The 26,580-nt window shown below is 45.2% G+C and carries 22 protein-coding genes; 14 read left to right on the forward strand and 8 right to left on the reverse strand.

From position 1 onward, the window contains the following. Positions 1 to 19 precede the first annotated feature (19 nt). The 5 genes from L0660_RS10880 to L0660_RS10900 are packed head-to-tail and all read left to right on the forward strand — an operon-like array spanning position 20 to position 10,368. Positions 20 to 2,416, forward strand: a complete 2,397-nt coding sequence (locus tag L0660_RS10880) for a GAF domain-containing protein (protein WP_235159487.1) — start codon at positions 20 to 22, stop codon at positions 2,414 to 2,416. Positions 2,417 to 2,453: 37 nt separating this feature from the next. Continuing rightward, entirely contained in the window at positions 2,454 to 3,683 is a 1,230-nt protein-coding gene (locus L0660_RS10885; protein WP_235159488.1) for a Pycsar system effector family protein, read from the forward strand. Between the two features lie 3 nt (positions 3,684 to 3,686). After that, a complete protein-coding gene (ppk1, locus tag L0660_RS10890) occupies positions 3,687 to 5,723 on the forward strand; it encodes a polyphosphate kinase 1 (protein WP_235159489.1) in 2,037 nt (678 codons plus the stop codon). A 5-nt stretch (positions 5,724 to 5,728) separates the two neighbouring features. Continuing rightward, entirely contained in the window at positions 5,729 to 6,583 is an 855-nt protein-coding gene (locus L0660_RS10895) for an SdiA-regulated domain-containing protein (protein ID WP_235159490.1), read from the forward strand. Then, positions 6,580 to 10,368, forward strand: coding sequence for a metallophosphoesterase (locus L0660_RS10900; RefSeq protein ID WP_235159491.1), 3,789 nt, complete (start codon positions 6,580 to 6,582; stop codon positions 10,366 to 10,368). Before L0660_RS10895 ends, L0660_RS10900 begins: the two co-directional genes overlap by 4 nt. A gap of 19 nt (positions 10,369 to 10,387) precedes the next feature. Here L0660_RS10900 and L0660_RS10905 read toward each other — a convergent pair whose 3' ends face one another. Continuing rightward, a complete protein-coding gene (locus tag L0660_RS10905) occupies positions 10,388 to 10,729 on the reverse strand; it encodes a hypothetical protein (RefSeq protein ID WP_235159492.1) in 342 nt (113 codons plus the stop codon). 28 nt (positions 10,730 to 10,757) lie between these two features. Next, entirely contained in the window at positions 10,758 to 11,279 is a 522-nt protein-coding gene (locus L0660_RS10910) for a DUF4142 domain-containing protein (RefSeq protein ID WP_235159493.1), read from the reverse strand. A gap of 257 nt (positions 11,280 to 11,536) precedes the next feature. Between L0660_RS10910 and L0660_RS10915 the strand changes: the two genes are divergently transcribed. The 4 genes from L0660_RS10915 to L0660_RS10930 all read left to right on the forward strand — a co-directional run bounded on the left by L0660_RS10915 (position 11,537) and on the right by L0660_RS10930 (position 15,851). Further along, positions 11,537 to 11,959 carry a two-component system response regulator gene (locus L0660_RS10915; protein WP_235159494.1) on the forward strand — a complete coding sequence of 141 codons (423 nt, stop codon included), beginning with the start codon at positions 11,537 to 11,539 and terminating at the stop codon, positions 11,957 to 11,959. 101 nt (positions 11,960 to 12,060) lie between these two features. Continuing rightward, complete coding sequence (locus L0660_RS10920; RefSeq protein WP_235159495.1) at positions 12,061 to 13,710, forward strand: glycosyltransferase family 39 protein; 1,650 nt, start codon at positions 12,061 to 12,063, stop codon at positions 13,708 to 13,710. A 77-nt stretch (positions 13,711 to 13,787) separates the two neighbouring features. Next, positions 13,788 to 14,411, forward strand: a complete 624-nt coding sequence (locus tag L0660_RS10925; protein WP_235159496.1) for a hypothetical protein — start codon at positions 13,788 to 13,790, stop codon at positions 14,409 to 14,411. A 393-nt stretch (positions 14,412 to 14,804) separates the two neighbouring features. Next, on the forward strand, positions 14,805 to 15,851 hold the full coding sequence (locus tag L0660_RS10930) for an aldo/keto reductase (RefSeq protein WP_235159497.1): 1,047 nt from the start codon (positions 14,805 to 14,807) through the stop codon (positions 15,849 to 15,851). Positions 15,852 to 15,881: 30 nt separating this feature from the next. Here L0660_RS10930 and L0660_RS10935 read toward each other — a convergent pair whose 3' ends face one another. Then, positions 15,882 to 16,580, reverse strand: a complete 699-nt coding sequence (locus L0660_RS10935) for a response regulator transcription factor (protein ID WP_235159498.1) — start codon at positions 16,578 to 16,580, stop codon at positions 15,882 to 15,884. A gap of 578 nt (positions 16,581 to 17,158) precedes the next feature. Between L0660_RS10935 and L0660_RS10940 the strand changes: the two genes are divergently transcribed. The 4 genes from L0660_RS10940 (at position 17,159) to L0660_RS10955 (ending at position 20,677) form a co-directional block, all read left to right on the forward strand. Continuing rightward, complete coding sequence (locus tag L0660_RS10940) at positions 17,159 to 19,168, forward strand: T9SS type A sorting domain-containing protein (RefSeq protein ID WP_235159499.1); 2,010 nt, start codon at positions 17,159 to 17,161, stop codon at positions 19,166 to 19,168. 173 nt (positions 19,169 to 19,341) lie between these two features. Then, positions 19,342 to 19,842, forward strand: a complete 501-nt coding sequence (locus tag L0660_RS10945) for a hypothetical protein (protein ID WP_235159500.1) — start codon at positions 19,342 to 19,344, stop codon at positions 19,840 to 19,842. 106 nt (positions 19,843 to 19,948) lie between these two features. Further along, positions 19,949 to 20,317 (forward strand): hypothetical protein, encoded by a 369-nt coding sequence (locus tag L0660_RS10950; RefSeq protein ID WP_235159501.1) that lies wholly within the window; start codon positions 19,949 to 19,951, stop codon positions 20,315 to 20,317. 165 nt (positions 20,318 to 20,482) lie between these two features. Next, a complete protein-coding gene (locus L0660_RS10955; RefSeq protein WP_235159502.1) occupies positions 20,483 to 20,677 on the forward strand; it encodes a hypothetical protein in 195 nt (64 codons plus the stop codon). A gap of 299 nt (positions 20,678 to 20,976) precedes the next feature. Here the strand turns inward: L0660_RS10955 and L0660_RS10960 are convergent, their stop codons facing one another. Continuing rightward, positions 20,977 to 21,525: a YfbU family protein gene (locus L0660_RS10960; protein ID WP_235159503.1), complete on the reverse strand. Its 549-nt coding sequence runs from the start codon at positions 21,523 to 21,525 to the stop codon at positions 20,977 to 20,979. A 137-nt stretch (positions 21,526 to 21,662) separates the two neighbouring features. Between L0660_RS10960 and L0660_RS10965 the strand changes: the two genes are divergently transcribed. Beyond that, on the forward strand, positions 21,663 to 21,845 hold the full coding sequence (locus tag L0660_RS10965) for a hypothetical protein (protein ID WP_235159504.1): 183 nt from the start codon (positions 21,663 to 21,665) through the stop codon (positions 21,843 to 21,845). Here L0660_RS10965 and L0660_RS10970 read toward each other — a convergent pair. From L0660_RS10970 to L0660_RS10985, 4 genes are all read right to left on the reverse strand, one after another. Next, entirely contained in the window at positions 21,839 to 23,110 is a 1,272-nt protein-coding gene (locus tag L0660_RS10970; RefSeq protein ID WP_235159505.1) for a replication-associated recombination protein A, read from the reverse strand. The genes L0660_RS10965 and L0660_RS10970 overlap by 7 nt on opposite strands. Positions 23,111 to 23,213: 103 nt before the next feature. Next, the gene (locus L0660_RS10975) at positions 23,214 to 23,795 is read right to left on the reverse strand and encodes an RNA polymerase sigma factor (RefSeq protein ID WP_026631654.1); all 582 of its coding nucleotides are present in this window, start codon (positions 23,793 to 23,795) and stop codon (positions 23,214 to 23,216) included. A 162-nt stretch (positions 23,796 to 23,957) separates the two neighbouring features. Further along, the gene (ade, locus tag L0660_RS10980; protein ID WP_235159506.1) at positions 23,958 to 25,589 is read right to left on the reverse strand and encodes an adenine deaminase; all 1,632 of its coding nucleotides are present in this window, start codon (positions 25,587 to 25,589) and stop codon (positions 23,958 to 23,960) included. Continuing rightward, positions 25,586 to 26,488 carry an AraC family transcriptional regulator gene (locus L0660_RS10985; protein ID WP_235159507.1) on the reverse strand — a complete coding sequence of 301 codons (903 nt, stop codon included), beginning with the start codon at positions 26,486 to 26,488 and terminating at the stop codon, positions 25,586 to 25,588. Before L0660_RS10985 ends, ade begins: the two co-directional genes overlap by 4 nt. Positions 26,489 to 26,580 lie beyond the last annotated feature (92 nt).

The raw sequence follows: 26,580 nt of genomic DNA on the forward strand, positions 1-26,580 counted from the left end.
CTTTTTAAAAATAATAATAATGGAACCGAAGATTATTGATGTAATCCAAGATGCACCATACGGTCTCCAGAAAATCGATTCTTCCGTCTCATTCAGGAATTTTATAAACTTCCTGGAAGAGAAAGCAGGTCAGGAACAAACAGTCAAAAAAACATTCTTTTCCATGGTGCTGGACAGGCTTCGGTCTAATCCGGCTTTTTCCGCGGACATCGATCTCAACAACATTGCGGATTTCAAGGAAGAACTGAGTTTGGTCTATGGCATGCTGATGCCGCCCGTTACGAACGAAGATGAAGTTTTTTGGGCGCTTAGTACGCCTGTAAGCCCTGTCGTATTTTACGGCACATCAGGCTTTTATAAGCTGATGACGGATAATTCCGGCTGCGTCCGGTGCGAGATTGCGGATAAAACCGCGATCAATGTGAAGCAGAAGATGAAAAAGCTTTACTCGTTCATCCTCGAACGGCTTTATCATTTTCCGCCCATGCATGAAAACGACCTGATCATTGCGCTGAATGACGATAAGACCGGCCTGAAACGATATTACCGTGCTAATCTGGACACCCGTTTTGCAGACGTATATGCCAAGGGAAGTCTTCCTGAAATTGACGTGGAAGAAATCCGGAAGGAGTGGCAGGAATCCAGCGAAATAGATGTACTGAGCCAGCTGCTTCCCCTTACCATGTTCCGGTTTGAGGGCTTTTCCGTTATTACATTCACGGATGTAACGGCAGAGCATGCCGTTGATAACATTAAAAGTGCCATCCTGGATCGCGCATCCTATGACGCAAACACTTATTTCAGCAATATTACCAATGCGCTGAAAATGCTGGCATGTAATTCGGACATTGATTTTGGCCTGTTACCCGTGCTGCGGGTAAACAAAAAACTGGTTTTTGACCGCAGTACCGTGCTTTTCAGCAAGCTGATGACCGCGGCGCTCGAAAATGATAAGGCCGAAGACATGTATTTGTCCATGGCCAATCAGTATTTTCAGGCCCCTAAGGTGGTGTTTATGAGAAATCTGGCTCTGGAAGATGAAAGCAAGATGGATTTCATCCGCACGCTCAAAGCTGATGGCGTAGAATCATATGCCTTGCTGCCGGTATATTATGATAGTAAAGCCATCGGTGTGCTGGAAGTGTATTCCAAATCACAGAAGGCGATCGATGAGCGCGTGCTGGCGCGGCTGGATGCAGCGCTTCCGTTCATCGGGCAAATGATGAAATATTACATTGATGAATTCAATGTAGAGATCGACAATGTGATCCGGGAGAAATTCACTTCGTTACAGCCGGCGGTGCAGTGGCGGTTCCGGGAAACGGCGTGGCATTACTTGCGTGACAAATCCCTCAGCCTGCCTGCGCCAACCATTGAAAATATCCAGTTCAGGAATGTGTATCCGCTGTACGGGGCCATAGATATCAGAAATTCTACACTCGAAAGAAATGCAGCGTTACGGGATGATTTGCACTTACAATTTGACTTATTGATAGAAACCTTTACGATATTAAAGCAGAAACTGGGGTTCGGGCTGGCCGATGAAATGATCTATAAATGTAAAAAATGGATCGAAGAAATCAACAGTGACTCCACGGACAGCGATGAAATGCGTGTGCGTGACTTTCTCGAATACGAAGCACATCCTTTCCTCTTGCATTTCAAGGAAGCCCGGGCTTTTCAATCGGCCTCCGGTGTGCCGGATGATGACAATGAGGAACTGGTGGATGTTATTGACAGATATTTTGAGATAACAGACGAACATACCGGTGCTGCTTTTTCGAACAGGCGTGCGCTTGAAGCTTCTATGCAAACGGTCAACTCGTCGGTAAACCTGTATCTGGACCTGTTCAGAAAGGAAATTCAACAATCTTACCCCTGCTATTTTGAAAAGTTCAGGACGGATGGAATCGAATACGATATTTATATAGGCCAGTCGATCGAGCCTGAAAAGAAATTTAGCGAGCTGTATCTTAAAAACATCAGGCTCTGGCAGCTGACTTCCATGGCAGCCATTTCCAAAATCACAAATTCGCTGATTCCCCAGATGGAAAAACCGCTGCAAACCACGCAGTTGATTTTCATACATTCCAGCAGCATTGATATCAGCTTCCGCGACGATGAAAGACGTTTTGATGTGGAAGGTGCGTACAATATTCGTTATCAGGTTATTAAAAAACGCATCGACAAAGTCCACGTCAAAGGGACCGGCGAGCGCCTTACTCAACCCGGGAAAATAGCGCTGGTTTATTTTAATAGTAAATCTGCCGAAGAATATGTCGGTTATATCCGGTATTTACAGGAGAAAAAGACTTTAAATAATGACCTTGAATTTCTTGATCTGGAAGAACTGCAGGGTGTTACAGGATTGAAGGCTCTCAGGGTGGGGGTTAACCTCGACTCCGAGTGGCTCTGATGCAATAAGGAATGCGGTAATAAAACTCTGAACCTCTATGAATTACAACCATCGGCTTGACAAGGTGAGGCATTATGTCCATCATTTTTTTGGTACCAAAGAACTGGCGCAACTCAGTTACCATAACCTGGTACATACCGAAGCCGTTGTATCCAATGCAGTCAAAATAGCCAATCATTACCGGTTGGAGGACAAGGAAACATTCATTGTCGTTACCGCGGCCTGGTTTCATGACACGGGTTACAGCACCGGCGACGCGGCTGGTCATGAGCAACGCGGAGCCGCACTTGCCGCCGAGTTTCTGCGGTCGGAGGAAGTCGATGAGAGCGTCATTGCGGAAGTGGAAGGCTGCATTCTGGCGACCATATGGCCACAAAATCCAAAGAATTTCCTGCAACAAGTGGTTTGTGACGCCGACCTGTTTCATTTCGGAACGCCGGAATTTTCGGATTGGAACAAGCTGGTAAGGAAAGAAGCAGAGCAGCGTGCCGGCAAAAAAATGGACAAAGCGCAATGGCGCAAAAGCACCATTGCATTGCTGGAATCGCACACATTCCAAACCGATTACTGCCGCGATATGCTGGACAAGCAGAAGCGCAAGAACATTGAAAAGCTAAAAGAAAAGGGGCTGGAATCGTTACCTGCGGCGGAAGAGCCGGTTATTGAAACGGTTGCCGATACATTTACTCCCGCAACCGCACCGGAAATCACCGATCTCAGAAAGATAAAAAATGACCGGCCCGACAAAGGCATTGAAACCATGTTCCGGATCAGCTCCAATAACCATCAAAGGTTGAGTGATATGGCTGATAATAAGGCACATATCATGATCACGACCACGTCTATCATTATTTCTGTCCTGCTAAGCGTCCTCATCCGGAAACTGGAAGACAACACTTACCTGATCATTCCCACCATGCTTTTGCTGACGATTTGCATGATCACCATGGTGTTTTCAATCCTTTCTACACGTCCGACGATACCGCACGGCACATTCACGCAGGAGGATATTGATACCAAAAACGTGAACCTGCTCTTTTTCGGAAATTTTTACCGGATGTCGTATAATGATTATTCCAATGGCATGCAGCGCATGATGAACGACCGCGAGTTTTTATATGGAAGTTTAACTAAGGATGTATATTCCCAAGGCGTTGTGCTGGGCCGGAAATACAGGTTGCTGCGCATTGCTTATAATGTATTTATGTTCGGTATAGTCGTGTCCGTCATAGCTTTTGTGTTTGCGTCAGCACTTTTTGAACATTGATCAATGATGGAAAAGTACCGCTATTTCAACCGTGATATCAGCTGGCTTTCCTTTAATGGACGTGTTTTGCAAGAGGCTGCCAACGAGGCTGTTCCGTTGATGGAGCGTATCCGGTTCCTTTCGATTTTCTCTTCCAATCTGGACGAATTTTACCGGGTCCGGATGCCTTACCTGCAAAAAAAGGAGATCCTGGACCGCAACGAGGATGCTTACAGCAAAGCCGGGACGATCATTAACAAGCAGCAGGACGAGTTCGGAAGGATATTAAGCGAATCGGTTATTCCTTCGCTGAGCCAACTCGGCGTACATTTTTGCTACAAGAATGGAATTCCTAGTGACATTGCAAATGTTGCCGACGATTATTTCTTTGCGCAGGTTGCGGGTTTCTTACAACCTGTTGTCCTGAAAAAAAGCACAGTGTTTTTCCCCGAAAACAATCAGCTATATCTCGTAGTTATTTTGCAATATCCAGCTGATAAGGAGCGGATTGCGCTGGTCAACATTCCTGCCGGTAACCTGAGCCGGTTCCTTAAAATCACAAGGGAGAAGCAGGATTACATTATTTTCCTCGAAGACATTATCAAGCGCAACCTGAAAAGCCTTTTTCCGGGAGCTATCAGTATGCAATCTTTCAACATTAAAGTAACGCGGGATGCCGAGCTGGACATGATGGATGAAGACGGGGACGACATTGCCGAAAAATTTGAAAAACAACTGATCAAGCGGGAGCTGGGTTTTGCTACGAGGTTGCTGTTCGAGCCAGGGCTGCCGCTGCGGCATTTGCAAAACATTATCTCTTTTTTTGATCTCAAAAGCGCTTCTGTTGTCCAGGGAGGCCGTTATCATAATCTCAAAGATCTGGCGTCGCTGCCGGTAAGCCCGCCTGCCGAGACATATCCCAAATGGCCTGCGGCAGAAGGCATAGAAGGTGTAAACGAGCATACATCGCTCTTTGACTCGCTCCTCGAACGCGATTTGATGGTCCACGCGCCATACCAGAGTTACGACACCATCCTGCGGTTTTTCAATGAAGCAGCTATTAATCCGCAGGTGGAAGAAATTTACACCACCATGTATCGCGTGGCGCATGATTCCAAAATTGCCTTTGCACTGATCAGCGCGGCCAAAAATGGCAAGAAAGTGACGGTCCTGGTGGAATTAAAAGCCAGGTTTGATGAAGCCAACAACATTCGCTGGGCAAAAAAAATGAAGTCTGCCGGCGTGAAGATCGTGCATAGCGTGAATGCGCTGAAAGTGCATGCCAAGCTGGCTTTGGTTAAGAGAAAACACACTTCATGCCCATATCTGGGCCTGTTGGCGACAGGTAATCTCAATGAAGGAACGGCACGTTTTTACACAGACCATATATTGCTGACAGCCCACCAGCCTATGCTCCTGGAAGCAGAAACGCTTTTCCGATTTTTAAGTAAAAAGAAAAAACCAGACAGCTCCGACATTATCGCATTCCAGCATTTACTGGTGGCGCAGTTCAATTTACAAACTAAATTCCTGCAACTGATCGACCGCGAGATTGCACATGTAGAAAGTGGCAGGGAGGCAGGCATTACCATTAAACTGAACAACCTCGAAGAAGAAATACTGGTCAACAAGCTTTACGAAGCGTCGAATGCAGGCATTAACATCCGGTTGATCGTGCGCAGCGTCTGCCGGATTGTGCCGGGCGTGAAGGGGCAAAGCGAAAATATTACAGTAAAGCGGATCGTAGACCGTTACCTGGAACACGGCCGTGTTTTTATCTTTCACAATAATGGTCAGCCCGAGCTGTTTATGGGCTCCGCAGACTGGATGAACCGGAACATTTACCGCCGTATCGAAGTCTGTTTCCCGATTTACAGCGAAAAGCTTAAAGCGAAAATGATGGACATTATCGAGCTGCAATGGCAGGATACAGAACAAGCTGTCCTGATCGATAGTGACTTAAACAATATTTCACTGAAAACGGACAACAAAGGAATCCGTTCGCAGGAGGAAATTTACAGGCTGTTGTCAAAAGACATAGCCGAACTGAAAACGCATTAAAAAATATGGCAACATTCTTACAGCACATTGGTATGCTGGCCTTGCTCACGTTGGGCGGGTGCGACTCCACAAAAAAAGAACAGGTTGTTTACAAAGATTATGATCTGGGCAAGCCCGACAAGTTTAATATGCCGGAAAGCCTTTTCGAGATCTCGGGTATTACATTAAACCAGGGAAATCCCGACACTATTTACGCAATCCAGGACGAAGATGGCCGGCTTTACCGGCTGGGCTGGGATGAGCCAAAGCAGTTGAATGCTAAGTTCTCCAAAAAGGGTGATTACGAAGATGTTACCATTATCAGAAACAATGTGTATGTCCTCAAAAGTAATGGTGCCATTTATAATTTTCCATTGACCGAGGCGGTTTTCGAAGAAGTGGAGCAAATTCGTGAAATGAAGAAAATATTGCCGAAAGGAGAATACGAAGGCATGTTTGGTGACGAGGCTTCGGGGAAAATCTATATTCTCTGCAAAAATTGCGAGCAGGATAATTCCAAGAGCAGCGTTACGGGATATATTTTAGAGCCGGATAAGGATTCTGCGAAAATTTCAGAAACATTCTCGATTCAAGTCGACGAGATCAAAGCGATCACGGGCAAAGTAGAGCGCGGTTTCCGTCCGTCGGGCCTGGCCAAAAATCCGGTGACGAACGACTGGTATATCATCTCTGCTGTCAACAAACTCCTTGTTGTGACCGATAATCAATGGAAGGTAAAAGAGGCATATGCGCTTAATGGGAACCAGTTTATCCAGCCCGAGGGCATTATTTTCGACAAGCAGGGAAACCTGTACATTTCCAATGAAGGTGACGATCTTTTTTCGGGCAATATTTTAAAGTTTAAAAAGAAAAACCGATGAAGCGCGTGTTGCGGGTTATTCCTTTTTTTGTTTTGCTGGTCGGGGTTTTTTCCTGCGCCAGCTATAAGACCCAGTTTTCAAAAGAAGCGGTCAATTGGGAACGGGATGCGCCGAGCCCCGATCTCGTCCTGAAACACACCATGTATCTGATCGGCGACGCCGGAAACGACTCGCCGGAAAGCCGTGCGCCTGTTTTGGAATATCTCAAAAAAAAGCTCGAAACGGAGTCGAAGCATAGTTCTGCATTGTTTTTGGGAGACAACATTTATGAGCACGGTATGCCGCCGTCGGAAGATTCTGCGGACCGGAAAGTAGCCGAATTCAGGATCATTTCACAGCTCGAAACGCTGGATAACTTCAGAGGAACGCCCATTTTCCTGCCCGGGAACCACGACTGGCGCGGCTGGGGCGTAAAGGGTTTGAAGCGCCAGGAAAAATTTGTTGATAAATATATCAATGAAAAGCGGGGGGTAAGCAATAAGGAAGATTACCAAAGCTATTTCCTTCCACTGGATGGCTGTTCAGGCCCGGAAGTGATCGAACTCAATGATAATGTGGTCGTTATTGTTGTTGATTCACAATGGTGGCTTACGGATTGGGACAAGGATTCGAAGATCAATGACGGCTGTGAGATTAAAAACAGGGAGCAGTTCCGGTTTGTGTTTGAGAATGTTGTGCGCAAATACCGTAATAAGCAGGTTGTATTCGCCATGCATCATCCGCCTTATACATACGGGCCGCACGGGGGCAGGTTCACCATCAAGCAGCATATTTTTCCGCTCACCGAGCTGAATCCTGACCTATGGATCCCGTTGCCGGTTCTGGGCAGCATCAGCGCCATATTCCGCGCAACGATCGGCTCGAAGCAGGATGTTGCCAACAAGCATTATAAAGACCTGCGCACAGCTGTTATGGCAGGCGCCAAAAAGAATGGTAAGTTCATTTTTGCCAGCGGGCATGAGCATGCATTGCAGTTTATAGAAAACGACAATCAGGAATTCATTGTCAGCGGAAGCGGGAGTAAAAATAGTCCGGTAAGCCTGGGTAAGGGGTCGCAGTTTGCTTCATCGCGGCTGGGATATTCAACCATTAACTTTTATGAAGGTGGGGAAGCCTGGACCAATTTCTGGGAAGTAACCGCGGACGGAAAAGAGGCGAAGCTGGTTTTTCGGAAAAAAATAAAGGATAAGCAAGCCGTTGAATTACCGGATTCGACAATCGCTTTTACCGAATATAACCAGCATAATGATTCCACGAGCCGTTATGTGACCAGTAATGAGGTGAAACCCGTGGGCGGATTCCACCGATTTTTGCTTGGTCAGCACAACCGCGATCTTTACGTTGAAAAATATACATTCCCCGTCCTAGATCTGAATACATTCAAAGGCGGCGTGACACCTGTGAAGCAAGGTGGCGGTAACCAGACCAACTCTCTGCGCCTTCGGGACAAAGACGGAAAGGAATATGCACTGCGCGGACTGACGAAGGATGTGAGCCGGTTTTTGCCATTTCCTTTTAATCAAATGGTCGCTGCTAAATATCTGGTTGAGGATAACTTCTTGTCAACCAATCCCTTCGCGCCGCTTTGTATGCCTGTATTGGCGGATGCGGTGCAAGTTTACCACACCAATCCAAAGCTATATTATGTCCCTGCTCAACCCGGGCTGGCCACCTATAATGCGCTTTTTGGCGGCACCATGAACTTGCTGGAAGAGCGTCCCGACGGAAAAAGATGGAAGCAGGCAGCATTTTTTGGCAATCCTGATAAAATTGTAAGCACGCCAGAACTGGTCGAAAGCCTGCTCGAAAATGGTAAAAATAAAGTAGACGAAGCCTGGGCAATCCGGACACGCCTTTTTGATTTCATCGTGGGTGACTGGGACAGGCATGACGATCAATGGGCTTGGTCGTCGGTGAAGCAGCAGGACGGGACAACATTGTATCGTCCGATCCCGAGAGACCGTGACCAGGCATTTTCCATGTACGACGGCTTGCTGACCGGCGTTGCGCGGCTGACATTGCCGTTTCTGCGTCAGCTCCAAAGTTTTAGCCCGGAAATACAAAGCATGAAATGGACTACGTGGAGTGCGCGGCTTTTTGACAGGACATTCCTCACCCGGCTTACCTGGGAGCAATGGGAAGAGCAGGCGAAGTTTATCCAAACCAACCTCACCGACGAAGTCATTAACAATGCTTTTGCCAGCTGGCCGGAGGAAGCCAGGCAAAAATCTGCTGCTGCATTGATCCAAAACATGAAAAGCCGTCGGGATAAGCTGCTCATAATCGCCAGGACACACTATGAATTTGTGAGCGAGAACGTGAATGTCATCGGGACGGAAGAGGAAGAAAGGGTGGTGGTGGAAAGGCTGGATGAAAGGCGAACCAAAGTTTCTGTTTACGAAACCGGGAAGGACGGCCGTATCAAACATTTAAATTACGAGCGTGTTTTTAATGCTGATGTTACCAGGACAATCAATGTGTACGGCAATGGTGATGACGATGAATTTATAGTAAAAGGAGACGCCGGAAAGGGCATCAAAGTAAGATTGATAGGCGGGCTGGGAACGGATGTATTTACCGACAGCACGGGCACGAGTGCTGGAAAAAAGAAAACACTCATCTACGACGACCTGCGAAATAACACAGTCGTTGCAGGGGCTGATACAAAGGACAAGCGCACGAACCTTTACCGCTATAATGTATATGACCGGCGCAGCGCTGACAGCAATTATGACATTGCCATTCCGGCGCCGATCCTGGGCGTGAACCCGGATGACGGGCTGTTGCTCGGCGCAAGCGCCACCTGGATGAAATATGGGTTTAAAAAGGAACCTTATGCCTCATTGCACGCATTTGGTGCCAGTTATGCCTTTGCTACCAAGGGTTTTAAAGTGAATTATACCGGTGATTTTATCAATGCATTTAAAAAGTTTGACTTTTATCTAGACACCTATTACCACGGCCCTACTTACGCATTTAACTACGCCGGATTAGGAAATGACACCGAAAGGCTGGTTAATGACCCTGATTTTTACCGGGTAAGACAAAGCTTTTTACACATTTATCCTGCATTAAAAAAACGTTTTGCAGGAACAGCCGGCTTTATTACCCTGGGGCCAACATTTGAGCTTTCAGACATTCAGCCAACAGGCGGCAGGTTCATTACAAGTGCTGAAAATGAATTGTCCGATGATGTTTTTGAAACAAAAATGTTTGCTGGCGGCAAGTTTCAGTTTGACTTCAACAGCGTTGACAACATTTTTGCGCCACATACGGGAATACGTTTCAACGCCGGTTTAAACTGGACCACAAACCTGGAAAACAAGAACAACTTTGGCTCATTCCGGGCCAGATTCGCCTACTATACCAGCCTTGATGCCAGAGAAAACATTATTCTGGCAACGCAAGTCGGAACGGGGCTGATCTTTGGGGATAGTTATGAATTTTTTCAAATGCCAACATTAGGCGGAAAGCAGGGATTGCGTGGCCATCGGACGGAGCGCTTTTACGGGCATAGCAGCATTTGGCACGATACGGACCTTCGCATCCGGCTTGGCAGCAGCTATAACCCAACATTACCGCTCACTTATGGCGTATTTGGAAGTTTCGATTACGGCCGCGTCTGGCTTGATGATGAGGAATCCAAGTCCCTGCATTATAACTACGGCGGCGGTGTCTGGTTTGCACCGGTTGACATTCTCACATTGGCCGTAGGAGCATTTATTCCAAAAGAGAAGAAGGAAGAAAAGCCCCGGATTGCATTCCAGATTGGGTTTTGGTTTTGAGTTTTCCTAGATAATTTTCCTAAGAGAGATTTTCCGGATCGAAAAACGGATCGGGATCGCTGGTGGGCTTTGCGGAAAATTCGTTTACATCCACTGCGCCGCAATCTTCAAGAATGGTGGTGGCATCCAGCGACTCCTGCATATTGTTTGTGCGAACTGTGACAACTGATCCGGAATCCTCTTCCGGCGCATCGTGCTCCGTGGTAGCAGTTTGCTGGCCGTCGGTGCTGCGGTCATCTTCCACATCCACATTGTAATTCACTTCAATCTGGCTTAAATCAAATCCGTGTGAGATGAGGGCATGCTTAGCTTTCTGAGCTTCCTCGTTCGTCTCGAAAATGGCGATGATGGATTGGAACATAATATTTTTGGTTAATACTTCTAAAATCTTACTGAATCGAATCTCTCATGGCTTTCGCCTTTTCCAGATGCGCCTTTAACCTGGGAAGCTTGTCGGCAGCAAAGGTTTTCAGTTGAACATTGCTGGCAGACTTGTCTTGAATTTCGTACAGGTTCACCGCTTCTTCGTGCGAAATGGTCACCATTTTAATGTACGTCGTATCAAATGCGATTCCGGAAAGTCCCGATAGTGAATCCAGTTTCTGCTGCTTCCCACTCGACAATGTTGTTGGCAAGTCTACATTCGCATCCTTCGCGATTTTCATGAGATCTTGTTTGATGCTCGTATGGTCATCCAGCATTTCCTGCCCGAATTGCTTAATGGTCGGGGTTGTGCCTTTTGACGAGGCTACCTGGCCGGCATTGATCTCAAACAGACCCCCATCGGATGCAGCGAGCATGAATTGTTTATCGAGTTCGGCGGGTGCATTGGTCCCGGTTGTATCGTCGTCGCAGGCTACGGTTGCAAAAGAAAGTGCTGCTGCTAGGAAAAAGAATTTTGTACGCTTCATAAGTTTATATTGGCAATAATGCTGCTGTTGATTGAGAAAGAGGAGGCCGGTAATAATTGTGCCAATCAGCGGAAAATGATCCTTGTGAAGCGCGGATCATTTTTTTTAAACAACGTCGCAAGCAGAAATATGGGGAATATGGGGATTTGGGGAAAGACGAAATATGCAATCCTTTTAGTCCGCAACGGCGTTGATAACGTAAATTAGACAAAAACATAATTGACACCTGATGAATAAGGCAGATAAAGTTAGAAGACATGATTAATGACCTCAAAATCCTTTTGGTAGACGATGATAAGATCATGTTGTTCCTCCACGAAATGTTTCTTAAAAAGTCCGGAATTTTAAACGATACGGTCTTGTGCTACAATGGATCAGATGCGCTGCAGTATCTGGAAAGTTACCCTTCGCAGGAAACTAATTTCCTCGTGTTACTGGACATTAATATGCCCATTATGAATGGTTGGGAATTTCTGGATGCAATTGGCGGCCGTCCATATCTCAATCGGGTCCATGTTGTGATGGTCAGCTCGGCCACAGAAGAATCAGAAATGAAAAGGGCAACCAATTATAGCCAGGTGATTGATTACCAGCAAAAACCGCTTAGCATTGAGAGCTGTAATAAAATTGTCAACAGCGAAATGCTGAAAGGTTTCTTCGAAAATCAGATTGCCAGATAGCTTTCTTTGCTGTGGTGCCGGTTACAAATTAATGCGGCCGTTTCGTATGTTTGCAACATTCTCAAGAAGCGTCAGGTATTCTGGCACGTAAAGGAACTATTATGCATGATGTTGAGCGTGCTCTGCAACGTTATTTCCCCTGGTTACTGATTATTGGTATTGCATTGAATGTTCCGGGCCTTTGGCTGGAAATTATTGAGCCGGACGGGGCGCTTTATGCTACAATTGCCAAGCACATGGTCCAGCACAACGACTGGATAAATCTATGGGGCGACGGCCACGACTGGCTCGATAAGCCGCATTTCCCTTTCTGGATGGCTGCGATCAGCTACAAGCTTTTTGGTATAACGAGTTTCGCTTATAAATTCCCGGCATTCGTTTTCTGGCTTCTGGGTCTATATTACACTTTTCTGACGGCCAGGGACCTCTTTAATGTTACCGTAGCCAGGATCTCGGTCCTGATCTCGGCAGTAGCATTGCACAGCACACTCGCCAACTTTGACGTCCGGGCGGAACCTTATCTCACCACATGCATCATTGCGGCTGTCTGGCATATGTTGTGTGTATATCAAAAAAAGAGTGGCATTCACATCGTTGCCGCGGCTTTTTTTGCGGCATGTGCTATCATGACAAAGGGCATTTTTGTGCTGCTTACGATCGGCGGCGGCTGGGTGCTTTTTTGGGTTTTTACTTCTCAGTGGCGGGAGTTCCTGAATTACCGCTGGTGGGCAATGCTCATACTCTGCTTCGTTTTCATTACCCCGGAGTTGTACAGTCTTTACGCGCAGTTTGACCTGCATCCTGAGAAAGTTGTATTTGGCAAAACAGGGGTTTCCGGATTAAAATTCTTTTTCTGGGACAGTCAGTTCGGCCGCTTCTTTAACACGGGGCCCATTAAAGGAAGTGGAAATGTTACTTTTTTCATGCATACAACCCTTTGGGCGTTTCTTCCCTGGTCTGTGGGTCTGGTAAGCGCTATTGTTTATCTCATTCGTTTTGATACGAACAGAATGCCCTTGCGCTGGATCATTTATGGCAGCACATTACTTACTTTCATTCTTTTTTCGCTGTCGAGATTTCAGCTTCCGCATTACATTGTGATCCTGTTTCCTTATTTTTCGATCATTACCGGTTATTTTTTATATCAAAAAGCGGGGCACATAAAGCTTTCGATTTTGGCTAAGGTACAGCAGGTTCTGGTGTTCCTCGTCGCCATAGCAGTCATCGGTTTACTATACTGGACCGGATTAAAAAATGAATGGCTCGCCACCGGCCTGACTTGCTTTATTGTAGCCGTAGTCAACATTATCCGGTTTGAGAATCCGTTGCAGCGTATTTTATACAATGGTTACGCAATGGCCGCCATCATTTACATATTCCTTTTCCTGTTCTTTTACCCATTTTTACTTCAATACCAGTCGGGCAGAAGTGCTGCAAGGGCGATCTGGGCAAATAACCCTGAACTTCCCGTTGCCGCGTACAAGTCGTTTTCCTATTCGCTTGAATTTTATGCTCCCGCGAATGTCCGTCTTGTGCGTACAAGCCAGGATCTGGATGTCTTTCTCGCTAAGAAGCCGTGCTACATTTACACTTCCCCGGAGCTCGCCGACAGTTTGCTCAACGCAGGCATGAAAGCCGATATCCTGGCTGCACCCGAATATTTTCGCATTACGAAATTGAAAGGGAAATTTTTAAATAAAGACACGAGAAGCAGCGCAGTTGAGAAGCGGAGCTTACTATACGTCAGGTAATTACGCGGGTAAGAAGCGCTGCTGGAACAGTTATTGATATGATGTGGGAAAATTTAACTCATCAACAGATCAATAAAATGAAAAAGCTCAAAATTAGCGTAGCACTGTTCATGCTGACATTATGCGGAACTGCCTATGCGCAAACGACAAACCAAAGCACGAAGTCATCCGGCTCAACGACCAAGGATTCGACTCAGTCACAAGGAAATAGTGCAGGAGGGACTTCGGCCTGGCCACAAAGCACAGGCACGGCAGGAGCAGCAAGACCTGGCATGGATACTACCGGAAAAAATGGTAAAATGCAGGGTACAGGAACGAGCGAGAGCACCGGACAATCGCAAGGCACCACCGGATCACAAACTACAAGCGGTTCACAAGGAACAACCGGTTCACAAGGAACAACCGGATCGCAGAGCACAACCGGCTCTCAATCGCAGGGAAGCAGCGCTGGCGGCACTTCTGCCTGGCCACAAAGCACAGGAACAACAGGTGCAGTAACACCAGATTCTACCAGCCAAAACAATGCACAAGGCTCGTCGCAATCGACTACAACACAGCCATCTGAGGCTAATTCAAGCACTGGAACAAGCACATTGAATTCCAACATGAATGACAATCAGATGAAGGATAAGTCGGGTAAAAAAGACAAGAAACGTAAGAAAAAAGATCGGGAAGAAACGGGGACAAACGTTCCTAACTAGTTTCATTGGACGATAAAGAGACATTATATCTTGACTTTTTATACAACTATTTCTATTTTGCATGTATAATTCCTTCTAGTGGGTTTGAATATTACGCAATGTTGAAGAGGTGTTATCATGAAAAGGTTTAACAGATCAATGGCTTTGAGGTGGTTTATATATCTGCCCGTAATTTTTCCCTTGTGTGTTTTTCTTGGTGCTTTCAAAGGTATTTTCGAAACGACCGGGAAAGTTTTCAAAAGAATCCTGCTCGACATTGAGCTGATATAGGGATCAATTAAGCTGAGAGAATGGCGTTCCGGAGGGACGCCATTTTTTTTGTATAAGAATTAATCTTGTAAATTTTGGCTCGATTGTAACAATGTTCAAAATCAGACAACTGACCTTACTAATATGGAATACAGACAATTGGGAGCATCGGGGCTGAAAGTTCCTGTGTTAAGCTTCGGAACAGGCACATTCGGAGGCGGCGGCGATTTTTTCAAAGCTTGGGGAAACACCCAGACTGACGAAGCGGCACGTCTTGTGAACCTTTGTATGGATGCCGGAATTACGTTTTTTGACACAGCTAATGTGTATTCACAAGGACTTTCGGAAGAAATTCTGGGGAAAGCCATCATCGGTTTGCGGGATAAGATCATTCTTTCTACCAAGGCGACTTTCAAAATGGGAACCGGGCCAAACGATTTCGGGTCGTCGCGTTTTCACCTTGTCAGATCTTGTGAAGACAGCCTCCGCCGGCTCAAAACAGACTATATTGATATTTACCACATGCACGGTTTCGATGCGAATACGCCTGTTGAAGAAACGCTCAGCGCTCTCAATGACCTGATTACCGCCGGAAAGGTGCGATACATTGCCTGTTCAAATTTTTCGGGCTGGCATTTAATGAAATCTCTTTCTGTTTCTGAAAAATATGGCTGGTCCAAATACATTGCGCATCAGGCACATTACTCATTGCTTAGCCGCGAGTTTGAGTGGGAATTGATGCCATTGGCGGTGGATCAGCACATCGGCACAATCGTATGGAGTCCATTATCTGCCGGAAGATTAGGCGGGAAATACAGAAGAAACCAGCCGATGCCGTCTGAGGGCCGCATCGCGCAAGGCGGGGGAGAAGGACCAGAGATCCCGGAAGAATTCATTTTTCACCTCATTGATGTGCTGGACGAAGTAGCCGCGGAAACAGAAAAAACGGTTGCACAGGTTGCCCTTAACTGGCTTTTACAGCGGCCCACCATTAGTAATGTGGTCATTGGAGCAAGGAATGAAGAGCAGCTGAAACAAAATCTGGGTGCCGTAGGATGGAACCTGAGTCTTGAACAGGTTAAGAAACTGGATGCGGCAAGCGACAAGGCGCCCACGTATCCATACTGGCATCAGCGCAAAAACACAGCACTGAATCCGCTGCCTGACTTTTACGGAAAATTGAACCGTTAAAAATTGATATCGTTTGGACCGGCCGGTAAATTAAACATTTGCCGGCTGCTTCATTTCCGGTATGTATAGCCCGTGTTGCAAGGCGTAAACGATCAAATCGGTCGTCCTTTTCACCTTCAATTTATCCATAACGCAACGGTGGTAATATTGGACTGTATGCGCGCTTAGTTTGAGATCGTAAGCAATTTCCTTGATCGTCCGGCCACTGCACACCTTTTGCAAAACTTCTTTTTCACGCGGCGATAGATGCAGTACAACCTGCTCATCGGTAAAAACGCTGTTGATGAGGTTATCCCGGATGCCTTTCCCAATATATTGCTTTCCTGCTATCACAGACACGATGGCTTCTTTCAGTTCTTCCAGCGATGCTGATTTTGGCAGGAAGCTGTTTGCGCCCCTTCTGATCACATGTTTTATTGTTTGCACATCTGTAACCGAGGAAATGATTATAATTTTCAGGTCTTTGGATACAGCGCTTCGGGCTGAGTTGAGCAGTTCGAGACCAGTCATACCGTTGATAGCCCAGTCCATGATCAGAATGTCCGGCAAGAACATGGCATGGTCGGCCATAAATTCCTTCCCGTCCGCGTAGGACACCACCGCATTTACTTCCTGCATTTGGCATAAAACATTTCGCAAAGCGTCGGTAAGGAGCGTGAGCTGATCTACCAAAGCAATGTTGATCGAACTATTTTTATGCTTGCCAGGAAAGTAATTTGTATTGTCCATGGTGTGCTTAGATCTAATATCCATAATACAATAGTCGCCGCAAGTTACTTACTGCGTCCTTTTCAGGAGATTTTTAACAATGCAAAATTATAATAGTGCTGAAATACAACTTAATAGCATCCAGAAGTCGTTTTCGGGACTAGATGATCCGCAATTTAAGTATAAGAAAGATAAGAAATATGTGGATAGAATTAACTCTATACCCCCTAAATTTTGGGGGTATCAGCATAGTACTATTATGCGGGTCTTTTTTGTGCTTTTAATAGATACATTTGCAAATAACTACTATTTGCAGTAAGTACTAGTAATGATTTTGTAACCAACTATTACTATGTGAATTGCGGGTATTTTGAATTTTTGTTTCAACTTAAAACCAGTAAATGAAGTAAACTTTACATCTGCATTTAAGAGTCTTCAAGTCTTTTTACCCACTTCCAGCATTTTTACCTGGAAGCCTCCACGATAAAATAAGTGTCCCGGAAACGTCGGCCGTCTGGCTGTCGATCACTATTTCCATAGCGTATCAACGTCCTTTAATACACATAATGGTTTATAATAACTATCTAAATTCTACTACTATGAAAATTTCTATCCGTCAACTAATTAGAAAACTGGCCACGAAAGGTTCACGTTCAGGGTTAGGTCTCATCATGATTTTCTCGCTGCTTGCGCAGGGTGCATTTGCACAGCAATATGCGAGTAGTGCAACATTTACGGCGGGCAACGAGCTCCCCGCGGTCGCCACAGGTACGACTCCGGAAAATGCAGCTGGCGGACCCGGCGGAGGTGTAGCCAGAATGAGGGTACAGGGTTTGACTGTTACTACTGGGATTCCTCCACTTGAAGTTACTATTGCGGTCTCCAGTAAGGGAACGCTGAACTTGAATTTCAATCCTGGCATAGCAGCAGGCGTTACAACATATGTGCGGATCACGGATATTGAAACTTCTATAATTGGTCTTGATCTTGACCAGCTGGTAGGGCTACTAGGCCTCCTGAATACGAATGCGCTGTCTGCAACGTCCGACGGTGGAGCAACAACTTCGAAATTGGTTAGAGATCCTTCGGGAGCATTGTTCCTGGCAGTTAAGCCTACTAATGCGTACACGAGGGTTAGCGTAACGTACGATTTTGAGAAGATAGCGAATGTGGCAATTGGCAATGCGACAATAGATATCGATCATGCTGTTGCTTATACAACCACTACTTTCACGCCATGTGAATCTGTACCAAGTTTTACCAATGCTGCCGCGGAAGTAGAAGGTGTTAGTGTAACGCTTACAAATGCGCTGGTTAATCCGGAAAGGGCGATAGACGGTAACGCGGCCACATATTCGGTATTGAAAGCCGCAGAAGTAAGTGCGCTTGCTGAAATCTCTCAGGTGATTCGCTTGACAAAGACAGTCCCTTCGGGCACAGAAATAGTCGCTACGCTTTCCAAAATAGGTTTATTGGCCGACGTTACTTTATTGTCCGACATTAGGATACAGGCAAGATTGGGCAATACAAGAGTGGGTACGGTCCGCACACTCGAAAGCCTTCTGTTAGGTTTAAGATTGATTGATTTTAACGGTTCGAATCCCGCAACAGTAGCGTTCAATCCCGGGACAGCTTTCGACGGCATCGAGATTATCGTTGAAGGGGTTGCTAATGTGCTCAACAGTATCAACATTCACGAACTTAGCGCGCGCACACCCATCACATTTACAGGGGGGGACCTGGGCGTATACGATACGGATGACGTGATCTCGGTTGATCTTTCAGGTGCAGACGCCTTCTCTTTCGATGCAGCTTATCCTCAGTTCCCGGCCCAGCCTGGTTTTGATATTGAGTGCGGAGGATTTACTGACTACACATATAGACTTAGCAATGTTACGTCAGTCAATGGAAGGACAGCTGCTGGTACGCTGCCAAATACAATTACGCTATCATTGGAAGGACGTCTATCAGGAGGCGCTAATGAGAGTCAGACAGGTGTTTATTTCTTCGATGTTGAAGCAACAAATGCTTTTGGACAAACTGCGGTTACCACTTTTAAAATTATAATTGAATCTGTTCTGCCGGTGACATTGGTAAGCTTCAAGGCAGCAAGTGAAGGCCCTACGGCATCGTTGTCGTGGTCTACTGCTTCGGAGACGAACAGCGATCGCTTTGACATTGAGCGCAGCGCAAATGGTAAGAAATGGGACAAAATCGGTTCTGTGAAATCAAATCACGAAAGCGTTACGCAGCAATTCTACTCTTTCCAGGATGCGAAGCCATTGAATGGTCAAAACCTTTACAGATTGAAAATGGTTGATCTGGACGAAACTTTTGCTTACAGCCACATCGAAAACGTTTCATTTGCAAGCACTGCATTCCTGTATCCAAACCCGGTTCGCAATGCTGAAAACATCAACCTTAATCTGACCGACTGGTCTGATATTAAGCAGGTGAAAGTTGTAAATGCACTTGGCAAAACGGTGTTTGAAGCATCAAATGCATTAAACACGGGTATCAGCACAAGAAATTTAAGCTCAGGCTCATATGTGGTGCAAATTATCCATAACAATGGCACGATTGCTACGCACAGATTTGTAAGACAATAGTCCTGTTCAACACGATACACATACAAACCGCTGGCTCAAAACCAGCGGTTTGTTTTTGTTTGTGCTACTATCTTGTCAAAAAAAAACGACATGAACAAAATTGCAGCCGCGGATCGGTATATTTGCGTATAACAGCACCACAAAAAAGTTCAGTACACGTTAACACAACATATATGGCAGGAAGAAGAGGCAAGAAAGCCAAGTTCAAGAAGTTCTTTATTCCTTTATTAAAATGGGTCAGCGCCATAGTTCCCGTTTGCGCATTCATTTACATCCTCTACTATTACAAGCAATTTGATTTCCTCAAAGAAAAGCCGGTTGTTAAATCCAAAACAGAAGTTATCAGCCAGGCGGACTCGCTTAATGCAGTGGGTTCACAAAACAAGGAAAAGCTGATCGGCAAAATTAAAATCCTCGAAAACGAATGGCATTCGGTAGGTGGGATCGCAATTCACAGCATGGTAATCGAGAACAACTCGCCTACGGCCATCAAAAATATTGAGGTAGAATTCAAATATCTGTCCGACACACAGGCGGTGATCACTTCCAAGATCGTAACCATCAAGACGCCGCTGCCTTCCAAAAAGGCCACGAAAGTTTCGGGGATCAGCGTGGGCTATGTCAACAATTCCGTTGTGGGCTGCGATACAAAAGTGGTGAACGCCGTCATCTGAAAGTTTTTCCGGCAATTTTTAGCAATAGCAGGGCGGTTTCGATTACTCCAAATAAGGCATGATTTTAATTGTTAGTAAGTATCAACGCTTTGCTAACATTAAAATCATGACTGACCATTCTTCCACGATGCAGGATCTCTACAAGATCCAGGATTTTCTATTTCAATATGAAGGTATCGGCAAGAAGCCTGAGTATGACGAGAACCAGCAGGTATATCTGCAAGTCCTAAGATTGCTAGCAGAAGACAAGGGGCTGCATTTTATAAGCAAAGAATTAAGCGACCCGGAAATCAAATTCGAAGACACCCTGAACCGATGGAATCCCATCCTAACATTCCTCATTTCCGACGCTCTGTCGCAACTGGAACCTGACAAAAAACACAAGCTCTTTTCAAAGCAGATCTCTGAAATGACAGGCTATGAGTTCCGAGAATATCTCGGTTATCTAAAAGAGGAAAACGTACTGAAACGCTGAAAGTAGCGGCTGATATTCCACACTTTTCACCACTTAACTGCCTGCAATTCTACAAGTTTGCTAAAATACACCCGACTAAACGCAGGAGGGCAATTACGAAGTTCTGGTACGATTATTTTTTATTTTCAGTCAAGATATCAGAAACCTGACTAACTACTGGAAATTATGACTCAGCTACTTCAAAGTATATACGCAATCGCACCATATCTTTTTATTGCTATACTGATAGGCGCAACATTTTGTGCCGTATGGCTGATCACCCAGTTGAAGAAATCGCCAGGCCATGATCGTTATATGGTAGATGAGCATATGTTTATCAAACGCAATGCGGCCAGGCTGAGAAAGGTGGAATGGCATTAATCATTTTCCCAGTACAAGACATTCATACTCGACACTATATACCCTATGCACAGCCCGGCTGTGCATTTTTTTTGCCGATAGGGTACAAAAAAACATCCCAAATACAGGGTATCCGGGATGTCTGATTTTACTCAACGTTATTTGATAATCAGTTGCCTGGTTATCAACACAAATTTAACGAAATCTTTACTTAAAACATTATTTTTTAACGCAGAAATATGTTTTTATAATTATCACATTAAATAAAGCATACTCAATCAAGGTTTTGAACTACAATTGGCTCTTTAACGCGACGCAGATCATTCATTTGTCTCTAAAACGCTCTCTATAAACCGCTGTAAGTCAGATAGTGCAAAGTGACTATCCGCCGTGTTTGCGAGCTCCGAATACACAGAAAGCATCTTGTTGTATTTGATCATACATGAACTATTATGTGATTTGAGCTGTCGGCCCTTATATTCTCCGTGCTCGTCCATCCGGTCTACCAGGTAAGACATCATATAATAATGCATGCCGCTGTCTTCGTCAAAACCTTCAAACTCGATTTTTGCAAGATCCAGCAATTCTTTCTCCTCATTTGACAACATTTTAATGGACTCATTGATGCGCCCATACATTTTCATAATGCTTGATATTTCATCATATACGCTGATGGGCACCTCTTCATATAATGAGTTGAACACTTTCGGATACAAGCCCGTATAACCTTTTTCGAGGATCTCGATTCGTTTTTCATTAATCTCCCTGTCCTTTTCATCACAAATAATTGAAAGTATCTTGCACTGATTGATCAGTAACTGTCGCTCAATCAATGGGATACTTTCCGGAATAGTAGTGTTGTTGGTCATTTTTAAATCATTTAGGGTCATTTAGGTTAATATTTGCTTATAAAGTTTGCCAATGTTTCTGATATTTGATCTATCAAAACCATCTTTGCGTAATTTAAACAATCTGTCATTTTAGTATTGCTTTTTGCTCTGAGCTTATGAAAAAGATCAAACCGATATCTGACGAAAACAATGCTGTCCGCGTGAAAGAGTCAGATGAAAATCTGGAAAAAATGGCGAAAAAGCTGACAAAAGAATGGAACAAGCCGTTAAAGACGGACAAAGTTCCTGATTTGTCATTTTCAAAATTTGAGGAAAAGCTTAAAAGCAAAGATCAGTAACCGTACCAGTCGCCCCACCAGTGCTGCAATTTTTTGCGGATCTCTTCTTCCCTCGCATTCAGTCCCGGCTCGAACACTTTCCTGCCTTTCAGCTCATCCGGCATGAAGTTCTGCTTAGCGAAATTCCCTTCAAATTCGTGTGAATATTTGTATTCTTTGCCATAACCGATCTGCTTCATAAGTTTGGTCGGCGCATTGCGCAAGTGCAGCGGAACCGGTAAATGGGCCGTGTTTTTAGCGAGCTCGATGGCGTCGCCAATGGCCATGTAACTGGCATTGCTTTTGGGGGAAGTGGCAAGGTAAATCGCTACTTGTGAGAGGATTATGCGGCATTCGGGATAGCCGATCACATTCACGGCCTGCATGCACGCATTGGCCATGATCATGGCAGTTGGGTTTGCATTTCCAATGTCCTCAGAAGCCATAATGAGCATCCGTCGCGCGATAAAAGATGGATCTTCACCGGCCACGATCATGCGTGCCATCCAGTAAACTGCGCCGTTCGGGTCGCTTCCTCTTAATGATTTGATAAAAGCAGAAATGATATCATAATGTTGCTCGCCCGATTTGTCGTAACGCGCAATGTTCTGCTGCGCCACTTCGGTCACCCATTCGTCGGTAATGACAATGTCTTTTTCCTCGCCTTTTCCAAGAATCACCAATTCCAGGAGATTGAGCAGCTTGCGACCGTCCCCGCCCGAAAGGCGCATCAGCGCGTCATACGACTCGAAAGCGACATTCTTATTCTTTAAAAACTGATCTTTGGTAAGCGCCCTTTCGATCAGTTGCTTCAATTCTTTTTCACCAAATGCTTCCAGGATGTAAATCTGGCTCCGCGATAAAAGAGCTGAGTTGATCTCGAATGAAGGATTTTCAGTCGTCGCACCGATCAATGTTACCTGTCCTTTTTCCACCGCACCCAGCAATGCATCCTGCTGGCTTTTGTTGTAACGGTGAATCTCGTCAATGAACAAAATCGCCGGGAACAAGCCGGATGGCCTTGCCAGCACTTCGCGCAAATCCTTAACCCCCGAACTGATGGCGCTGAGGTTGTAAAATTGTCTTTTGGTGGTTTCGGCAATGAGTAATGCCAATGTTGTTTTTCCGACGCCGGGCGGTCCCCAGAAAATCATGGAAGGGATGGTGTTTTGCAAAATAGCCCTGCGCAACGGGCCGTTCGGGCCTAATAGTTTTTCCTGGCCAACAAAATCATCCAGGGTTCTCGGGCGCAGGCGTTCAGCTAATGGCGTGGAGTTCAGCGACATTCAAATGGTCTTATTTCAGTTTGTTAATGATCGTAAATATTTAACAAAAAAAGCGTGGCTTAGTTCGCCACGCTTTTTGCAATGATAATTTTATGAAGAAATGTCAGAAGGTCAGTCTGTCCAGCGTCATTTGCTTTTTAAGATTGCCTAATGCACCAAAAACCAGGTTATAAACAGACTGAATGTTGATTTTCATCAGGTCTGCGATTTCATGGTTATTCAAATTCATGTAAAATTTTAAAAAGATGGCTTCGCGCTGGCGGCGTGGGAGCCCGTTGATCGCTACGTTTAAATGCTGATTGGTTGATTCAAATTCTTCTTCGGAAATCAGGTGATTTTCATGAGAAGGCGTGTTGATATGCCAGTATTCTACCGGAATATCCTCGTTGCTTGTATGCTTCTGCTGTGCGTTCAAATGGCGAACCAACTTTCTTTTAATTGACGCCATAAGATAAAACCGAACGGAAGTGGTGTCACCCAGCGTCATTCGGTTTTTCCAGAGTTCAACAAATAAGTCGTGAATGCAGTCCTTAATCAGTGGTTTGTCAATCGTAAACTGTGAGCAATACTGATACAAAATGTGAACGTAAGAGCGGTACAGGCATGCATAAGCATTTTCATCGCCTTTTCTGAACTGATCCCAAAAACAGAGTTCTTCTTCTTGCTTGTAGCGTAGGTGAGCCATTGTTTGGAAAGGATTTTGATTGGGGTTAGGAATTGATATTTGTAATAAGGGTCATTATTACACTTGTAAATATATTTATAAAAAAACGTATTTAAAAAATATTTTCGTCAGAAAATTCTATTTCAAAGGTTAATGTTACTATTTCGTTAAATATGTCACCGTTTAGAGACTTACCGGAACAAAATTGAAGTTTTCACCATCAAAAAGGCCTCTATCGCTCAATTTCAAACGTGGTATCACGAGCAGCGCCATAAATGACAGCGTCATGAACGGAGATTGCAGCGATGACATCAATTCCTCTTTCACAAAATTGTCGAGCAATGTGTAAGCCGCCGCCACTTCATAGCCATCCGAATCCGTCATAATTCCTGCGATCGGCAACGCGATTAATTGCGTTTTTCCATTCCCTGCCGCCGAAATTCCACCCTTCGCTTCAATGATCATATTCACGGCCATGGCTATACTTTCATCGTCGCAACCGATACATATAATGTTGTGTGAATCATGCGCAACGGACGAAGCGATAGCGCCTTTTTTCAACCCGAAATTTTTAATAAATGCGATGGACGGAAGCGCGTTTTCATAACGGTTGATCACGGTGACTTTCAGGATGTCATTGCCCGGATCGGCCGTGATTTCACCGCCCTGCACTTTTGCATTCGCAATGATTTCATTCGTAATCAGTTGACCCTCTAATGCTTCAATGACCCTTATCTGGGATTCAGAATTTTTTTCATTTCTTAAAACAAAATCAGCGGCTGTCTTTGGGGCGCACACAAACCGGTTGGGATGCGCGCTTCGCAGATCCGGAATCATTGAAACTGAATCTTTGGCCACAAGCACCCCATCAATCCAGGTTTCCTTTACATTAAAATCACTCAGGTTATCAACTAAAATAAGATCGGCCGGATCATTTAGTCTCAGTAAGCCAACATTCAAACTATAATGCAACACAGGATTGATGCAAGCTGCCTGCAGAATGTTCCAAATGTCATAACCCAGCGACAATGCCCTCTTTACCAGCACATTAATGTGGCCCGCCACAAGGTTATCCGGATGCTTGTCATCCGAACAGAACATGACCAGTTCAGGGAACTCATCGATCAGCGGAATTAATGCCCCGAAATTCCGGGCAGCGCTGCCTTCCCGGATCAGTATTTTGACGCCGTAATCAATTTTTTCTCTGGCTTCGTCATAGGTAAAACATTCATGGTCAGTGGTTATGCCATGCGATGCATATTTGCGCGCCGCTTCCCCGCGCAGGCCAGGCGCATGGCCGTCGACAACCTTACTATAATGTTTGGCCCAGTTGATCTTCGCCATCATATCCGGATCTTCGTTGATCACGCCCGGAAAATTCATGACTTCGGCCAGATAACCAATGTCGTCCTTCGCCAGTAACTGGCCAACCTGTTCCGCATCAATCACCGCCCCGGCCGTTTCAAAAACCGTCGCGGGAACGCACGACGGCGCACCAAAACAAAACTTAAAAGGCACGCGCTTGCCATCTTCGATCATGAACTCCACGCCTGCTATGCCGAGCACATTCCCGATTTCATGCGGGTCCGAAACTGTGGCAATAGTCCCGTGTACAACCGCGAGGCGGGCAAATTGTGCGGGCGTTAGCATGGAGCTCTCTATATGTACGTGCGCATCCGTGAAGCCGGGCAGCGCGTAAGGCAAAGACGGATTTTCGGGTCCGGTAATGTCGATTTCCTTGATGATTCCATCCGCAAAATGCAGTTCTGCCTCGGAAATGCTTTTTTCAAAAATATTGACCAGGTTGATTTTCATAATGCGACTTCCAGGTTAGGCAGGTGAACGGCAATTTTTCGGAATTCCTTTTGATAAGCCAAAGGACTCTTGCCGGTGTGGATTTTGAAATATTTATTGAAATTGGCAAAATTGTTGAAACCGCTTTCATAGCAGATCTGCGCAACAGGCAGCTTAGTTTCGGAAAGCAATTTGCAGGCATGCCCGATCCTTAGTTCCAGCAAAAACTGCGAGTAAGTCTTGCGGCTGCGGCTTTTGAAATACCGGCAAAATGAATGGGGGCTGATATTTGCAATCTCCGAAATGTCTTCGATCGAAATCTTCTTTTGGAAATTACTGATCGAATATTGATAGATCTGGTTGATCCGGTCCGTGTCGTATTGATCGTATTCTTCCTGATAATGTGTGTTGGACAATGTTCTTTTTTCTGAACAATGTGCGAGGTTTTCAAGGATTTGCAAAAGTGAAATCACTGCATTCCCGCTTTTTTGATCCAATAAATCCTGCAAAAGTTTCTTCACATTTTCCGTCTCTTCGCCCAATAGTTTCATTCCAAACTTTGCTTTGAGCAGTAATTCACGGATGGCCTTGTTTTCAGGCAATTCCAAAAATGCATTACCAAACAAGTCCAGTGAAAAATGCACAACGGTGGCTTGTGCATATAACTGACTTTCGCGCTGAAAATATTTCTCATCGCAGCGCCAGTAATGGGGGAGGTTAGGGCCGATCAAAAGGAGGTCGCCACTCTGGAAATTCTGAATGTTGTCACCCACAAACTGCGTGCCCGAACCCTGCTCAATGTGGATCAGTTCGAGCTCGGGATGGTAATGCCAGCGGTTGTAAAAGTAGAGGACCACATCGCGCCGGATACTGAACGATTTTTGCAGGCCTTTGGGGACTTTTAGTAATTGCGGTTTCACTAATAATTACAAAAAGATTCTATTAAGAGGAAATATATGCCAATATAGTTGAAAACTTTGCTAGTATTGCGAATCAATGTATTGAAATATTT

This window comes from Dyadobacter sp. CY351 (assembly GCF_021502625.1).
Classification (GTDB): Bacteria; Bacteroidota; Bacteroidia; order Cytophagales; family Spirosomataceae; genus Dyadobacter; species Dyadobacter chenhuakuii.

Bases quoted from the DNA above. Each gene is read 5' to 3' on its own strand.
- L0660_RS10880 (WP_235159487.1), top strand. From the start codon at position 20: ATGGAACCGAAGATTATTGATGTAATCCAAGATGCACCATACGGTCTC.
- L0660_RS10885 (WP_235159488.1), top strand. From the start codon at position 2,454: ATGAATTACAACCATCGGCTTGACAAGGTGAGGCATTATGTCCATCAT.
- ppk1 (WP_235159489.1), top strand. From the start codon at position 3,687: ATGATGGAAAAGTACCGCTATTTCAACCGTGATATCAGCTGGCTTTCC.
- L0660_RS10895 (WP_235159490.1), top strand. From the start codon at position 5,729: ATGGCAACATTCTTACAGCACATTGGTATGCTGGCCTTGCTCACGTTG.
- L0660_RS10900 (WP_235159491.1), top strand. From the start codon at position 6,580: ATGAAGCGCGTGTTGCGGGTTATTCCTTTTTTTGTTTTGCTGGTCGGG.
- L0660_RS10905 (WP_235159492.1), bottom strand. From the start codon at position 10,729: ATGTTCCAATCCATCATCGCCATTTTCGAGACGAACGAGGAAGCTCAG.
- L0660_RS10910 (WP_235159493.1), bottom strand. From the start codon at position 11,279: ATGAAGCGTACAAAATTCTTTTTCCTAGCAGCAGCACTTTCTTTTGCA.
- L0660_RS10915 (WP_235159494.1), top strand. From the start codon at position 11,537: ATGATTAATGACCTCAAAATCCTTTTGGTAGACGATGATAAGATCATG.
- L0660_RS10920 (WP_235159495.1), top strand. From the start codon at position 12,061: ATGCATGATGTTGAGCGTGCTCTGCAACGTTATTTCCCCTGGTTACTG.
- L0660_RS10925 (WP_235159496.1), top strand. From the start codon at position 13,788: ATGAAAAAGCTCAAAATTAGCGTAGCACTGTTCATGCTGACATTATGC.
- L0660_RS10930 (WP_235159497.1), top strand. From the start codon at position 14,805: ATGGAATACAGACAATTGGGAGCATCGGGGCTGAAAGTTCCTGTGTTA.
- L0660_RS10935 (WP_235159498.1), bottom strand. From the start codon at position 16,580: ATGGACAATACAAATTACTTTCCTGGCAAGCATAAAAATAGTTCGATC.
- L0660_RS10940 (WP_235159499.1), top strand. From the start codon at position 17,159: ATGAAAATTTCTATCCGTCAACTAATTAGAAAACTGGCCACGAAAGGT.
- L0660_RS10945 (WP_235159500.1), top strand. From the start codon at position 19,342: ATGGCAGGAAGAAGAGGCAAGAAAGCCAAGTTCAAGAAGTTCTTTATT.
- L0660_RS10950 (WP_235159501.1), top strand. From the start codon at position 19,949: ATGACTGACCATTCTTCCACGATGCAGGATCTCTACAAGATCCAGGAT.
- L0660_RS10955 (WP_235159502.1), top strand. From the start codon at position 20,483: ATGACTCAGCTACTTCAAAGTATATACGCAATCGCACCATATCTTTTT.
- L0660_RS10960 (WP_235159503.1), bottom strand. From the start codon at position 21,525: ATGACCAACAACACTACTATTCCGGAAAGTATCCCATTGATTGAGCGA.
- L0660_RS10965 (WP_235159504.1), top strand. From the start codon at position 21,663: ATGAAAAAGATCAAACCGATATCTGACGAAAACAATGCTGTCCGCGTG.
- L0660_RS10970 (WP_235159505.1), bottom strand. From the start codon at position 23,110: ATGTCGCTGAACTCCACGCCATTAGCTGAACGCCTGCGCCCGAGAACC.
- L0660_RS10975 (WP_026631654.1), bottom strand. From the start codon at position 23,795: ATGGCTCACCTACGCTACAAGCAAGAAGAAGAACTCTGTTTTTGGGAT.
- ade (WP_235159506.1), bottom strand. From the start codon at position 25,589: ATGAAAATCAACCTGGTCAATATTTTTGAAAAAAGCATTTCCGAGGCA.